This window comes from Bradyrhizobium sp. B120, assembly GCF_049075665.1.
Taxonomy (GTDB): Bacteria; Pseudomonadota; Alphaproteobacteria; order Rhizobiales; family Xanthobacteraceae; genus Bradyrhizobium.
In genome coordinates this window covers 8,374,792-8,387,316 of the sequence record NZ_CP185242.1, presented here as the reverse complement: position 1 = coordinate 8,387,316, position 12,525 = coordinate 8,374,792, and the positions used below count along the sequence as shown (strand labels likewise).

Sequence of the window (12,525 nt, the reverse complement as noted above, 5' to 3'; positions counted from 1 at the left end):
AGGCTGGGACTTACGGTAAAGGCGACCCTTTGTCTAACGGGCAGTCCTATTCATCCGACGGCTGGATCGCGATCGACAGCGAGTTCTCTTTGGAGCCGCTGACCTGCAGCACGAAGGGGCTGGCGGCGAGGTCATATTTCATGGTCTTGCGGATACCGTCGCAGTCGGTCGCGCCGCTGAACGCCTTCGGCTTCAGGAAATGCCCGTCCTGCACCAGGTCGACCCAGGCCCCGGCCGACAGGCTGACGGTATAGAGCCCGGCCTTCGGTGCGGCCTTGAAGCTGGTGAAGCCGGCGAAGGTGCCGTCCTTCGGCGCGCGTTCCGGCGGGCTCGGCAGTTTGGCATCGCCGGGCGCGACCAGCGCCAGCGTGATGGCGGTCGGCGGCAATGCGGCCTGTTCGCTGCCCGAGGCAAGCTTGGCGCGATCGGGCGCGCTGAGCGCGGTGCGCGCGCGGTCGATCGACCATTTGAATTTGTCGCAGCCGCTCGGCTCTTCCGCCGCGAAGGCGGGAACTGAGGCAAGCAGGAGCGATGCGGCGAGGAGCGATTTGCGCATGACTGGTCCAATGCAATTGTGACGGATGAAGAGAGATCAGCGGCCCCGATCCATCGCTCGAACGCGCTTACGGCGCGACGACGCGCAATCATAACGCAGTTCGTGCCGGCCGGAAAAGCCGCCTGACAAAGATGTTATTGCTCTGAGTATTATTGCTTGGCGTCGGCTGCGTTCAGCACCGTCTTGCAGGCCGCCGGCATCTGCGCCAGCGTCATCGGCGGGCGAGGTTTCGGCGGCTTTGGCGGTGGCTTCGGATGCAGCACCGAATCCTTGAACCAGAAGGCGAGATCGGACGGCTTGCAGCCTTCGCCCTCCGATTGCGCCTTCTGCCCCTCGCATGCGGGGCTGCCGGACGGACACCGCATGCGGATGTGGAAGTGGTAGTCGTGGCCCCACCACGGCCGGATCTTTGACAGCCAACCGCGGTCGCCCTTGGCCTCGCGGCACAGCGCCTTCTTGATCGCCGGGTTGACGAAGATGCGCTGCACGGCAGGCTCGCGCGCCGCGTCGCGGAGGACCAGCACATGAGCCGGCGTGAACACGCGCGGATCGATATCGAGCCGGTCGTCGCGCACCATCATCACCGCCGACATCTCCTCGCGGTCCTCGCGCGACAATTTGCGATCGGGCATCGGCGTCAGCCAGATATCGGCGTCGAGCCCGATCTGGTGGCTGGCATGACCTGACAGCGCGGGACCGCCGCGCGGCTGGCCGATGTCACCGACCAGGATGCCGGGCCAGCCGGCGTCCTTGTGCGCGTTGGCTGCAAGCCGCTTCAGGAGCGCGATCATGTTGGGGTGACCCCAATAGCGGTTGCGCGACAGGCGCATCACCTGCCAGGTGTCGCCGTTCAGCGGCATCTGCGCGGCGCCGGCGAGACAGCCCTTGGTGTAGCCGCCGATCGATTGGGTCGGCATCGCCGCCGGCAGCACCTTGCGCGCGAACAGCTGCTTCGCCCCGATCGTTGGATCGTTAGGGTTAGCGAGCGGCGGCAATGGCTGCGGATTGAGCGAACCCTTGTCCTGCGCACGCGCGGAGATGGTGCAGGCGAGGAGGGTCGAGATCAGGAGCGGGATCAGACGCAGGCGGGGTGTCATTCGGATCACTCTGTCTGCGCAAGGCTAACATGGATTCGAAGCAGGCGAACCGCGCTTTCATCCCATTTGCTTGATCGCCCACAAGGCGGATTAAGATGACCCGCGGCTTCCCGGCTCGCATGTGATCCACGCCACTTTACAAGTACGCGTTGCAGGCGACATCATGCGCGCAATAATTTTCAGGCAGGCGTTGTTATGACAAGCGTATGTTGCGTACGGCTGGCGTTTGCCGCCGCGATTGCCGCGTCGACATTGGCGCTCTCTCCGGCGAAAGCCGACATCGTCGTTCACATCGATAAATCGTCGCAGCGCATGGCGGTGAGCGTCGACGGCGCGCCGCGCTACAACTGGCCGGTGTCGACCGGGCGCCGCGGCTACGGCACGCCGAACGGCGTGTTCCGTCCGCAGATGCTGGCGCGCCGCTGGTATTCGAAGAAGTACTACAACTCGCCGATGCCGTACGCGATCTTCTTCCACGGCGGCTTCGCCATCCACGGCACCTACGAGCTCACGCGTCTCGGTGGACCGGCCTCGCATGGTTGCGTACGCCTGCATCCCTCGCACGCCGCACAGCTCTATGGGCTGGTCGAGCGCAATGGGCGCAGCGGCACGCGGATCGAGATCACCAACTAAACCAGCTCCGCAGGACGATGTGAATCCGGTCGTGCCTTTACCTCGTGATAACCCTGTCACACGCTGGCAAACATTGATGCGCGTGCAGCGTTTTCGGCGCATTCACTGTGCAGGCGGACGTTGGTTTACCCTTCCTTCACCACGCTCCGGCGCTTCCACGCTGCAAATCTGCGCGCAGTGGCGCTTGCGCAGCGCCGGCCCCTCGCGTTCGGCGTGAGCTCGCCTCCAAAGCAGGCAGCTACGGCTTTCTCAGGCAGCGCAGCTATTCGCCGAGAGATACCAATTTTTCAGACACTTATCGCAGAAATGTCGCCGAACTGGAATGCGCGTGGGGCGTACAATACCGATGATGCGGCCGAAAAAGATCAAGAAACCGAAGCAGGCCAAACTGTCCGGTCCTCAGGGCCGCCGGCCCAGACCGATGCCGAAGCTGTCCGGCAGTTCGCGCCGGACCGCCGTCGAGATCGGCGAACTGGTGCGCCAGCGCGCGCAGGCCGATGCCGCGATCGCCGAGGCCCGCAAGTCCAATGCGCGGCTGCGCGAGGCGATCGACATCCTGCCGCAAGGCATCGTGTTCCTGGACCCCGAAGGCCGCTACACCCTTTGGAACAAGAAATACTCGGAAATCTACAAGCGCAGTTCCGACCTGTTCGAGCAAGGTGCGCGCCTGGAAGACACCATCCGCGTCGGCGTCGCGCGCGGCGACTATCCCGAGGCGGCCGGGCGCGAGGAAGAGTGGATCGCCGAGCGGCTCGAGAAGATGTACCGGCCGGGCGAGCGGCACGAGCAGGTCCTGGCCGATGGCCGCGTGGTGCTGATCGAGGAGCGGTTGACCGCGGACGGCGGCATCGTCGGCCTGCGCGTCGACATCACCGAATTGAAACAGCGCGAGGCCTCGTTCCGCCTGCTGTTCGACGGCAATCCGGTGCCGATGATCCTGTGCGCGCTCGACGGAGAGAAGATTCTGGCGGTCAACGACGCCGCGATCGCGCATTACGGCTATGTCCGCGCCGAATTCGAGAAGATGACGATCAAGAGCCTGCAGGCGTTCGATGCCGAGCTGCCCTGGGCCGCTGGCCGCAGCAGCGACGAGCAGGCGGCGCGGACCTGGAAGCATGTGCGCGCCGACGGCACGCTGATCGACCTTGCGATCTATTCGCGCCAGCTGATGCATGGCGACCAGCCGGCGATGCTGCTCGCGCTGATGGACATCACCGAGCGCAAGCGCGCCGAGGCGCGGCTGGCCTTCATGGCCCAGCACGACAGCCTGACCGGCCTGCCGAACCGCAATCTGCTGCGCCAGCAGATGGAAGATATGCTGCAGCACACCCGCCGCTCGACCGACAAGGTCGCGGTGCTGATGCTCGGGCTCGACAATTTCAAGGCGGTCAACGACACGCTCGGCCACGGCATCGGCGACAAGCTGTTGCGCGGGGTCGCCAAGCGGCTGCGCTCGACGCTGCGCGAGGAAGACGCGCTGGCCCGGCTCAACTCCGATGAATTCACCATCGTGCAGGGCGGCGTGATGCGGCCGGAAGACGCGGTGCTGCTGGCGCGGCGGATCCTGGATGCGATCGGCGAGCCCTATCTGCTCGACGGCCATTCGGTGGTGGTCGGCGCCAGCATCGGGATCGCGATGTCGCCCGGCGACGGCGAGGATTCCGAGAAGCTGTTGAAGAGCGCCGACATGGCGTTGTCGCGCGCCAAGAGCGAATTCCGCGGCACCTTCTCGTTCTTCGAAGCCGAGATGGATGCGCGCGCGCAGAGCCGCCGCAAGATCGAGATCGATCTGCGCGACGCGATCCAGAACGAGGGCTTGCGGCCCTATTACCAGCCGCTGGTCGATCTCACCAGCGGACGCATCACCGGCTTCGAGGCCTTGGTGCGCTGGCCGCATCCGGAGCGCGGCATGATCTCGCCCGGCGAGTTCATCCCGGTGGCCGAGGAGACCGGCCTGATCAATCCGCTGGGCGCGCTGATGCTGCATCGCGCCTGCAGGGACGCGGCGCAATGGCCCGACGACGTGCGCGTCGCGGTCAATCTGTCGCCGCTGCAATTCCGCACCGGCAATCTGCTGGCGCTGATCACCGATGCGCTGCGGCAATCCGGCCTGCCGGCGCGACGGCTCGAGCTCGAAATCACCGAGACGCTGCTGCTCGAGAAGAGCAGCCAGGTGCTGGCAACGCTGCATGCGCTACGCGCGCTCGGGGTGCGGATGTCGATGGACGATTTCGGCACCGGCTATTCGAGCCTGAGCTACCTGCGCAGCTTTCCGTTCGACAAGATCAAGATCGACCAGTCGTTCGTGCGCGACCTCGGCGCGAACCCGGACGCGCAGGCGATCGTGCGTTCGATCGTCAGCCTCGGCGTCGGGCTCGGCGTCACCATCACCGCGGAGGGCGTCGAGACCGAGGCGGAGTTGAGCTGCCTGCGCGCCGAGGGCTGCCACGAGGGCCAGGGCTTTCTGTTCAGCCGCGCGCGGCCGAATGCCGAGGTCATCAGCCTGCTGAAGGCGCAGCGCGTCGCCACGGCGGCGTAGCGAAGCCGCCTTCACCGCGTCATTGCGAGCCACCCGGTCGGCGCGAAGCGCCGCCGGATGACAGGCTCCGCGAAGCAATCCATCTACGGCGTGTACTCACAAAGCCGGTACGCGCTAGCGCGGGAATAGCGAGGTCCTGGTTGCCCTCAAAAACAGACATCGACGATGCCTAAGTGAATGTCCGCAAAGCGCCAAAAGACGACATTCGATCAGCTCGTCGGCGCGGCTAGGGATTGCCTGCGGATGGTGGCACTGAGCGCTTTTGCGGCTTTGAAGTCGATGACAAGTTCGAATGTCGCGGGCGTCTGTACCGCAAGTCTGGTGATCGCGCTCTTTTGAGCGCGTACTACCCGACCGGTCTCGCCGTCAGTTCGGCACCATCCCTCGCACCGCGCGGAACATCATGGGGAAGGACCGCGGCCCGTCCGGCCGGCCAAGCAGATATCCACCACGAACATGCTCCTGCACGGTTCTCTGCACATCGTCCGAGAGAGCCATCAGATATCTAGAGACGATGCCCTGACCGCTCGTAAACGTTGCCCAATAATCGGCGAACGACGGATACTCGCAATCTACGACGACAGGAATCTCCGCAACATCTACGAGGCCCATCTTCCGCCACAGCGCCGCCTGTCCATTCGGCCAGAATTGCTGACGGCCCGCCCGAGCGTCTCGCACTTCGCGGATGCTGGCATCGAGAACGGCCGCTGTGTTGATCACGAGGTCGAACGCGGTCATGCCACCGAGGAACTGATGCACGGCCGAGGCTACAATGCCGCCGGGGCGGGTGACGCGGTTCATCTCGGAAACCACTTGCTCGATCTCTGGGAGCACATCCAGCGCGAGCGTCGAAACGGCTGCATCGAAGGAGTTGTCGGTGAACTGCATCCGGCGAATGTCGCCATCCTGGTATGTGATATTGGGGTGAGTCCTATGACTACGCGCGCCGGCCAGGTATCCTGCCGAGGCATCAACGCCGATCACACTCGCACCTGCTTCCGCGAGGGCTTTCGACAACACGCCGGTCCCGCAAGCGACGTCGAGCACGCGCGCGCCCGGGGCTATACCCGTGAAGTCGATGAATATCGGAGCGAGGAGTCCACTCCAGCGCCCCATGAATGCCTCATAGGCGTCGGCATCACTCCAAGCATACTGGGTGTTCGGTTCGGGCATGACTTTTCCCCCTTTGGCCGAGACGTAACATCGCGCGCATTGCCCTATGCATTAGAGCCTAGTCCAAATGCGGGGATCGGTAAATTGCGGGGTCATCGGCTGAGGGCGCGGGCCCGTGAGGCCCATGTCTGGAAGGGGTCACAAGGCGACATCCCGCGGTCTGCGCCGCGTGTCCGCTTCGCCTCGAAAGCGGACATCCCCGAATGATGGATACACGCCGTAGCCTCACGCCCGGCTGGATGGATTGCTTCGTCGCTTCGCTGCTCGCAATGACGTGGAGCTAGGCCGCGCTATCTGTCGTCCGCTTCTTCTGATGATAGGTGAGCGCCAGCGCAACGCAGTGGCGCAGCGCGGGCTCCGGAAGCTTGGCCGCGACATCGAGCAGGATCGCGCGGTTGCCGCTGTAGCTGAGCTCGGGATAGAGCTCGCGGAAGGTCTCGACCAGATTGGTCTGGCAGTGGAAGTAGACCGCGACCTGGTCGGCGGCGGGCTTCACCTGATCGATCCGGACTGTGCTGCCGCTGCCGGTCTCCGGCGTGAGGTAGCTCGGCTGCCCCCATTTCAGCGTCTCTTCCAGCGCGCCGACGCCCCTGGTTGTCTTCGCGGTGTCGAAGATCAGACGCCGCAGCGCCAGCAGCTTGGCCCTGACGGGGGCAGGGTAAGCGTCGAACAGCGCATCTGCCGCTTTCGCTTGCGGACGTCGTGCCGCCTTGCTGGTCGATGTTGCCGGCTTGCGCATGGTGGGCTCCGCGAGGACGACGTATCGCGTCAATCTACCATAGCGCCTTGAACGTCACATAGCCCGCCGCTCAGGCCGCGTTGCGCAGGCCGGCGAGGAACGTGTCGACGCTGTGCGACAGCGCGGAGGCGTGATCGCCGAGCTGGCTCGAGGTATCCAGCACATTGCCGGTGAGGGCGCGCGATTGGCCGGCGGCTTCGCTCGCGCCCGCGATGTTGGCGGAGACCTCGACGGTGCCGGAGGACGCCTGCTGGACGCTGCGGGCGATCTCCCGCGTCGCCGAGTCCTGCTGCTCGACGGCGGCCGCGATCGCGGTGGCGATGCCCGAGATCTCGCGGATGGTGCCGCTGATGTCGCCGATCGCGCTGACGCAATTGCCGGTGGCGGACTGGATCGCGCCGACCTGGCCGGCGATCTCCTCGGTCGCCTTCGCGGTCTGGCTCGCCAGCCCCTTCACTTCGGCTGCGACCACGGCAAAGCCGCGGCCGGCCTCGCCGGCCCGCGCAGCCTCGATGGTGGCGTTGAGCGCCAGCAGATTGGTCTGGCTGGCGATCGCGCTGATCAGGCGCAGCACGTCGCCGATCTTCTCCGCGGATGCGGCAAGGCTCGTCACCATCTCGGTGGTTTCCGCCGCCTTGGCCACGGCATTGTCGGCGACGCGGCTGGAATGGGTGACCTGGCGGCCGATCTCGGTGATCGAGGACGCCAGCTCTTCGGTGGCGGCTGCGACCGCATTGACGCTGGCCGACGCCTCCTCGGACGCGGCGGCTGCAGCCGCGGTCCGCTCAGAAGTGCCGTTGACGCTGGTGGTGATCTCGCCCGCGACGCGCTGCATGGCGCTCGACGACTGCGCGACGGCGGCGACCATGCCTTTGACGTCGGATTCGAAGCGGTCGGCCATCTGCCGCTGCAGCGCCTGCTTGTCGGCCGCAGCCTTCAGCTTGTCGGCCTCCTGTGCATCGCGCAGCGAGGAGGTTTCGAGCATGCCGCGGCGGAACACGTCGACCGCCTTGGCCATCGTGCCGAGCTCGTCGCGCCGCTCGCTGCCTGATATCGTGACGCTGGTGTCGCCGCTGGACAGCCGGTTCATGACCGCGGTGATCGCGGTGAGCGGCCGTGACAGGCCGCGGCCGAGCAGGAATGCGAGCAACACGGCCGCGGCCAGGATCGCGACGGTGCCGAGGATCAGATTGCGCTGCGCGCTCGCCGCGGCGGCTTCATAATCGCTGGTGTCCTTGATGATCTCGAGCACGGCGACCGGTTCGCCGGCATAGTTTTTGATCTGCCCGAGATAGAGCTCCACCGCATGGCCGTCGAGCTTCGCGTCGCGCAACAGGGCTGCGCCGTTCATCACGCTCTTGAGCTCGTCCGGGGTCGCGACCACGGTGTCGCCGAAGGTCGAGGACAGCCGCCTGAAGCTCTGACCGTCGAACGAATGCACGGCGAGGTCGATGCCGAAGCGCTTCTTGGCGCGGTCGACGAATTCCTTGCCGAACGCGGCGCCGACGTCGACATTGGCCAGCGTCTTGCCGTCATGCATGACCGGGGTCATGCCGAAGATCGACAGCGCTTCGCGGCCGGGCTCGACGCCGACGATCGGCTTGCCGGCCTTGATCGATTCCACCACCGTCGTGCGCCGCGTGGAGGCGTCGTCGCCGAACAGCTTTGGCGCATGGACACGGTAGAAGCTGGTTGCCGGCGCCTGCCAGAACGAGATCAGCGGAATGCCTTGCGCCTTCATCGCCGCCCAGGGCGCCCCGAGCAGCTTTCCGAGGCCCTCGCGGTCGCCCTTGGCAATGGCATCTTCGACCGGCGGCAGGGCGGCGATCACGGCCGAGACCGCCAGCGCGGCGCGACCTTCGTATTCGATCGCTGCAATCACGCTGTCATATTGCAGCTTGAGCTGCTGATCGAGCGCGAGCCGCGTCAACGTGCGCTGCTGGCTGATGCAGAAGCTGCCGAGGATGGCGCAGGCGACGGCAACGGTCAGTGAGATCGCCAGGATCAGGCGGGCGGCAATCGATCGAAGCTTGAACATGGGACCAGCGGAACTCCAGGCATTAGCGCCGGGCGCAAAATCCCAGAAAAAGCTTAACAACCGGGTGTTGTTGCCGCCGATATTCGTACCGCGACCGTTGTCGCCGGTGCCTACTTTCGTACCATGCACGACGGGATTCGCGGCGATACCCCCACCCCAGCCCTCCCCGCAAGCGGGAGAGGGAGCGCAGCGTCGTCGCGGTCGTTAGGGCGGGTACTCGTAAACGCCAGCGGTCCGATGTCCGCTTCCAGAGAATAAGCGGACATCGCGAAGCCACGTTGAAATCGGTCGAGAATGACCCGAAGCGGACGTCGCGCAGTGAGCGACGTCCGGCCTCTCAGCCTAAGAGAACTTGCCCCATGTCCGTTCCGTGGCCCACCAGATGAGCCCGCTGCCGCCGACAGTGAATACGCCCAAGCCGATCCATCCGTAGATTCCCGCGGCAACGACCCCAGTGCCCAACGCGACAACAGGTACGATCATCGCAAGATAAAAAGGTCCAGTGTATCGGCAGTGCGTCCGACTACAGCGCTTCGCATTCAACAAGCACGCGGTGCCCATCCAGACGAGGGCGACGATCCAGATTACGGTGCGAAAAGATACGGAGACAAATAGACTGGCAAAGATAGCTGCTTTGGGGATCCACCACGCCAGCGAGCTGGTGTAAACGCCGCCAAGCCAGTCGCGGGAGGTTTGGGTTGGCACGTTGGTCATCGCCGGTTCACGTGCAGCAGGAGGCGGCCCCCGGCTCGCCAGAACGGACTGCCTGGATTGGCGGACAGGGCACCGAGCCGTAGGAGCAGAACACGCAGCAATCGCCCGCCTTGGGCTTTAGCTTTGTTCCGCAGCCGGTGCATTCGTAGAAGAACTGACAGGCGTCGGTTGGCATGGTCTCGGCTTTGGCGATGGCACAGTGCGGACAGGTGATGGTCGATTGAAGTAGCATCGGATCAGCTCTTGGGTGCGGATGGATAACCCGCCTTCGTGGTCGCCGAGGTAAGTTGGCTCACATCAGCCTTGGCATCGTCATAGATGACCGTTGCCGTCTTGTCCTTGTAGGACACCGCTACTTTCGCAACGCCGGGGACGGCTTCCAGACTGCCCTTGACGATCGAAGGACAGGCCGCGCAATCCATGTTCTTTACAGCCAATGTAAGGGTTTTCTCTGCCGCCATCGCTGAAGACGACGCGATGATACCGAGGGCGAATGCTGCGGCGGCGAGGGGGTGCCTGTTCATGGGAAGATCTCCGGTCACGAGTTGAGAAAGAGCGGCGCGATGAAGTCGAGGCCGAGCGCGGCGACGACGAGGATCGTTGCGAGGACGAGGCTTGTCTTGACGATGCGGCTCGGCAGCGGGCGTGCGCAGGCCTCACCGTCAGCGCAGGCGCGCGTTGATGCGCGGTAAACTAGCCAATAGCCATATCCGAGAAGCGCAAGCGTCGCGGTGATGAAGTATGGCTGATAGGCTGCAAGCTGGGTGAAATTCCCGATCCATGCCCCACTGACCCCAAGGCCGAACAGCATCAGGGGCAAGATGCAACAGGACGAGGCCGCGAGCGCCCCGAGCAGCCCACCTGCCGCTATGAGACCTTGCCGCCGCCGGTTGTCGCCAATGTGATCAGCTTGATTGATTGTCATGGGCTAAACCGTACATCCTGTAGCGACTACAGGATCAAGGACGATTTCATGCGGACCATCACGTCTCCGGGAGCCGAAAACATCTCAATCGGTGAGTTGTCCAAGCATAGCGGCGTGAACATCGAGACCATCCGCTATTACGAGCGCATCAAAATGCTGCCACCGCCCCCACGCACCGCAAGCGGGCGGCGGGTCTATGGGCCAACCGAAAAGCGGTCGTTGGCGTTCATCCGGCGCTCCCGTGACCTCGGCTTCACGCTTGAGGAAATTCGAGCCCTGCTGGCCTTGGGAGGTCCAGAACGTGCATCTTGCGCCGACGTGCACAAGATAGCGAGCGCTCATCTGGCGAGCGTTCGGAGTAAGCTCTCCGACCTCGTCAAGCTCGAAGCCATCTTGGCGGAAACGGTCGCTCGATGCTCTGAAGGCGCTACACCCGATTGCCCGGTGCTCGATATTCTGGATGCCGGTCGGGAAGGCTAGGCCATATATCCGATGCATGTCGGTTGTTGGCGCATAGCTGATGGTCTGAATGACCTTCGAGAACGTCGGCTCTCCGACGTGAACCGGAAGTCCCTGGGTTCGGTCGCGATCGACGGCTTTTGACCCAATGCGGACTTCCTTCTCCATGCAGCTGGCCGCAATCAGTCCCTCGCGGTTTGAGCGTGATTAAGCCTCGAACATTGACCCCTCTATCGTTCGTGCGATCAATGCTGCAACGCGCAGATCGGCCTTGAGACCCCGCGCCGGCCACCGTAGGATTGAAGGCCTGCAAACCAGCGACGAGTTGCGCGCTCGGCGTCGGGAAATTACTCGCGTCTAAAACTGGGAATGGCTCTTCCTGTTGGCCCCTTGAATAGGTGACATCATCATGGGCATGGGTTTAGACCGCAAACCGCAGGTACGCCGGACGACGCCGCCGTCGGAAAGTGTCGTTGCGAGCTGGTACGAGAACGCCAGTTTACTCGATAGCTACAGCATTGACTTGAGTGCATCGGAACAGTCGAGCATGCGCGAGCTGGCGACGCGGACACTCGTCAATCCACCCGCGTGGCAGAAGACGTTGATCGCGCTGCGCGACGCCATGGTTACGCCCTTTGGCATCAAGACCTCCGATACGGTCAGGACGTTCCCGGACAGCCATGAACGGGTGGACTTCTTCCCGGTGCACTGGGAGGGCAAGGACGAAATTGTGCTCGGTACCGATGACCGACACCTGGACTTCCGGCTATCTCTGCTCCGACGCCATTCTCCAACAGGCACGTTGCTCATTGCGACGACCGTTGTGCATACCCACAATGCCCTTGGCTTCACCTACCTCAACGCGATCAGGCCCTTTCATCACCTCGTGGTCAGGGCCAACCTGGCACGCTGTGCACAAACACAATTGCAGTAGAGCTGCATGGCGGATTGATGAGTACGCGCTCTGGCCAGTTCAGAGCGAGACTTTCTGTTTCCTGGTTCACAGGCCGATGGGCTGAGCCTGCCTCACTTGGCGGCCCTTCCATATCAAAACCCGTCTATGGTGCGGCACCTAGTGCTCTTATTGATGCGATGACCATCCGAGCGCGCTCGGAATCAAACCGACCAAAGCCCATATGCACGGCTTCAGCCCATTCCAAATATTTCATCAGGGCATCGTCCGTCATATTATCGCGGACCATGGCGGCGATAGTACCAACATAAGCATCGTATTCGTCGGCGGGGCACCCGCCAATCGGATCCCACTGCTGGTTCAGAATTTCTCTGATCCGACCGCGCCAGATGCGAGAAGCTTCCTTGTCTATCGGCACTAGACCTGCCTCGTGGGTCCCCTCAGTTGGGGGCGTCTTGCCAAGATCCCGGGTCATGGTTGTGGGTCCGCAAAACATTCAATGCCGAGACCCAGCCCAAGCTCAACCAAGCCTCGCGAGAGCGGAAGGCGGTATCTCATCGCTTCATCGCCATGTCTCTTCCCGCCAGCGTGCCAGGCGGTCACCGACCTAGCCTTCTTATGCAGATCGGTTGGCCGTTGGGGACCGGGGTGCAGTCCCAGTCCGGACCGAAGCCATAATTGTGAGGCTTGGAGTTCGGAAACCAATAGAAGATGAGAGCCATGAGACCTAAGAGAGCGA

General features: G+C 63.6%; 14 protein-coding genes. 4 read left to right on the top strand and 10 right to left on the bottom strand.

The annotated features are described in order from the left end of the window. Positions 1–46: 46 nt before the first annotated feature. Together ACOIX3_RS38890 and mepA are read right to left on the bottom strand one after the other, a co-directional pair. Complete coding sequence (locus tag ACOIX3_RS38890) at positions 47–556, bottom strand: hypothetical protein (protein WP_420967267.1); 510 nt, start codon at positions 554–556, stop codon at positions 47–49. 149 nt (positions 557–705) lie between these two features. Next, positions 706–1,653 carry a penicillin-insensitive murein endopeptidase gene (gene mepA, locus ACOIX3_RS38885; RefSeq protein WP_420967266.1) on the bottom strand — a complete coding sequence of 316 codons (948 nt, stop codon included), beginning with the start codon at positions 1,651–1,653 and terminating at the stop codon, positions 706–708. 195 nt (positions 1,654–1,848) lie between these two features. On the opposite strand from mepA, the gene ACOIX3_RS38880 reads away from it, so the two are divergent. Together ACOIX3_RS38880 and ACOIX3_RS38875 are read left to right on the top strand one after the other, a co-directional pair. After that, positions 1,849–2,286, top strand: a complete 438-nt coding sequence (locus ACOIX3_RS38880) for a L,D-transpeptidase (RefSeq protein WP_420967264.1) — start codon at positions 1,849–1,851, stop codon at positions 2,284–2,286. A 346-nt stretch (positions 2,287–2,632) separates the two neighbouring features. Continuing rightward, entirely contained in the window at positions 2,633–4,825 is a 2,193-nt protein-coding gene (locus tag ACOIX3_RS38875; protein ID WP_420967263.1) for a putative bifunctional diguanylate cyclase/phosphodiesterase, read from the top strand. 366 nt (positions 4,826–5,191) lie between these two features. Here the strand turns inward: ACOIX3_RS38875 and ACOIX3_RS38870 are convergent, their stop codons facing one another. The 7 genes from ACOIX3_RS38870 to ACOIX3_RS38840 all read right to left on the bottom strand — a co-directional run bounded on the left by ACOIX3_RS38870 (position 5,192) and on the right by ACOIX3_RS38840 (position 10,414). Further along, complete coding sequence (locus ACOIX3_RS38870; protein WP_342727039.1) at positions 5,192–5,998, bottom strand: class I SAM-dependent methyltransferase; 807 nt, start codon at positions 5,996–5,998, stop codon at positions 5,192–5,194. Positions 5,999–6,278: 280 nt separating this feature from the next. Further along, entirely contained in the window at positions 6,279–6,737 is a 459-nt protein-coding gene (locus ACOIX3_RS38865; RefSeq protein ID WP_420967262.1) for a DUF1801 domain-containing protein, read from the bottom strand. A gap of 70 nt (positions 6,738–6,807) precedes the next feature. Next, the gene (locus tag ACOIX3_RS38860) at positions 6,808–8,775 is read right to left on the bottom strand and encodes a methyl-accepting chemotaxis protein (RefSeq protein ID WP_420967261.1); all 1,968 of its coding nucleotides are present in this window, start codon (positions 8,773–8,775) and stop codon (positions 6,808–6,810) included. Between the two features lie 342 nt (positions 8,776–9,117). Then, positions 9,118–9,489, bottom strand: coding sequence for a hypothetical protein (locus tag ACOIX3_RS38855; RefSeq protein WP_420967259.1), 372 nt, complete (start codon positions 9,487–9,489; stop codon positions 9,118–9,120). Positions 9,490–9,496: 7 nt separating this feature from the next. Then, on the bottom strand, positions 9,497–9,721 hold the full coding sequence (locus ACOIX3_RS38850; RefSeq protein ID WP_420967257.1) for a GDCCVxC domain-containing (seleno)protein: 225 nt from the start codon (positions 9,719–9,721) through the stop codon (positions 9,497–9,499). A 4-nt stretch (positions 9,722–9,725) separates the two neighbouring features. Then, positions 9,726–10,013 carry a cation transporter gene (locus tag ACOIX3_RS38845; RefSeq protein WP_420967256.1) on the bottom strand — a complete coding sequence of 96 codons (288 nt, stop codon included), beginning with the start codon at positions 10,011–10,013 and terminating at the stop codon, positions 9,726–9,728. A gap of 14 nt (positions 10,014–10,027) precedes the next feature. Then, positions 10,028–10,414 (bottom strand): mercuric transporter MerT family protein, encoded by a 387-nt coding sequence (locus ACOIX3_RS38840; RefSeq protein WP_420967255.1) that lies wholly within the window; start codon positions 10,412–10,414, stop codon positions 10,028–10,030. 48 nt (positions 10,415–10,462) lie between these two features. Between ACOIX3_RS38840 and ACOIX3_RS38835 the strand changes: the two genes are divergently transcribed. After that, the gene (locus ACOIX3_RS38835) at positions 10,463–10,894 is read left to right on the top strand and encodes a MerR family transcriptional regulator (RefSeq protein WP_420967254.1); all 432 of its coding nucleotides are present in this window, start codon (positions 10,463–10,465) and stop codon (positions 10,892–10,894) included. Between the two features lie 388 nt (positions 10,895–11,282). Beyond that, entirely contained in the window at positions 11,283–11,807 is a 525-nt protein-coding gene (locus ACOIX3_RS38830) for a DUF2867 domain-containing protein (RefSeq protein ID WP_420967252.1), read from the top strand. A gap of 124 nt (positions 11,808–11,931) precedes the next feature. On the opposite strand, the gene ACOIX3_RS38825 is transcribed toward ACOIX3_RS38830, so the two are convergent. Next, complete coding sequence (locus ACOIX3_RS38825; RefSeq protein WP_420967250.1) at positions 11,932–12,261, bottom strand: hypothetical protein; 330 nt, start codon at positions 12,259–12,261, stop codon at positions 11,932–11,934. Positions 12,262–12,525 lie beyond the last annotated feature (264 nt).

What these genes read in the sequence shown, in the direction of transcription:
- ACOIX3_RS38890 (WP_420967267.1), bottom strand. Translation starts at nt 556, where the DNA reads ATGCGCAAATCGCTCCTCGCCGCATCGCTCCTGCTTGCCTCAGTTCCC.
- mepA (WP_420967266.1), bottom strand. Translation starts at nt 1,653, where the DNA reads ATGACACCCCGCCTGCGTCTGATCCCGCTCCTGATCTCGACCCTCCTC.
- ACOIX3_RS38880 (WP_420967264.1), top strand. Translation starts at nt 1,849, where the DNA reads ATGACAAGCGTATGTTGCGTACGGCTGGCGTTTGCCGCCGCGATTGCC.
- ACOIX3_RS38875 (WP_420967263.1), top strand. Translation starts at nt 2,633, where the DNA reads ATGATGCGGCCGAAAAAGATCAAGAAACCGAAGCAGGCCAAACTGTCC.
- ACOIX3_RS38870 (WP_342727039.1), bottom strand. Translation starts at nt 5,998, where the DNA reads ATGCCCGAACCGAACACCCAGTATGCTTGGAGTGATGCCGACGCCTAT.
- ACOIX3_RS38865 (WP_420967262.1), bottom strand. Translation starts at nt 6,737, where the DNA reads ATGCGCAAGCCGGCAACATCGACCAGCAAGGCGGCACGACGTCCGCAA.
- ACOIX3_RS38860 (WP_420967261.1), bottom strand. Translation starts at nt 8,775, where the DNA reads ATGTTCAAGCTTCGATCGATTGCCGCCCGCCTGATCCTGGCGATCTCA.
- ACOIX3_RS38855 (WP_420967259.1), bottom strand. Translation starts at nt 9,489, where the DNA reads ATGACCAACGTGCCAACCCAAACCTCCCGCGACTGGCTTGGCGGCGTT.
- ACOIX3_RS38850 (WP_420967257.1), bottom strand. Translation starts at nt 9,721, where the DNA reads ATGCTACTTCAATCGACCATCACCTGTCCGCACTGTGCCATCGCCAAA.
- ACOIX3_RS38845 (WP_420967256.1), bottom strand. Translation starts at nt 10,013, where the DNA reads ATGAACAGGCACCCCCTCGCCGCCGCAGCATTCGCCCTCGGTATCATC.
- ACOIX3_RS38840 (WP_420967255.1), bottom strand. Translation starts at nt 10,414, where the DNA reads ATGACAATCAATCAAGCTGATCACATTGGCGACAACCGGCGGCGGCAA.
- ACOIX3_RS38835 (WP_420967254.1), top strand. Translation starts at nt 10,463, where the DNA reads ATGCGGACCATCACGTCTCCGGGAGCCGAAAACATCTCAATCGGTGAG.
- ACOIX3_RS38830 (WP_420967252.1), top strand. Translation starts at nt 11,283, where the DNA reads ATGGGCATGGGTTTAGACCGCAAACCGCAGGTACGCCGGACGACGCCG.
- ACOIX3_RS38825 (WP_420967250.1), bottom strand. Translation starts at nt 12,261, where the DNA reads ATGACCCGGGATCTTGGCAAGACGCCCCCAACTGAGGGGACCCACGAG.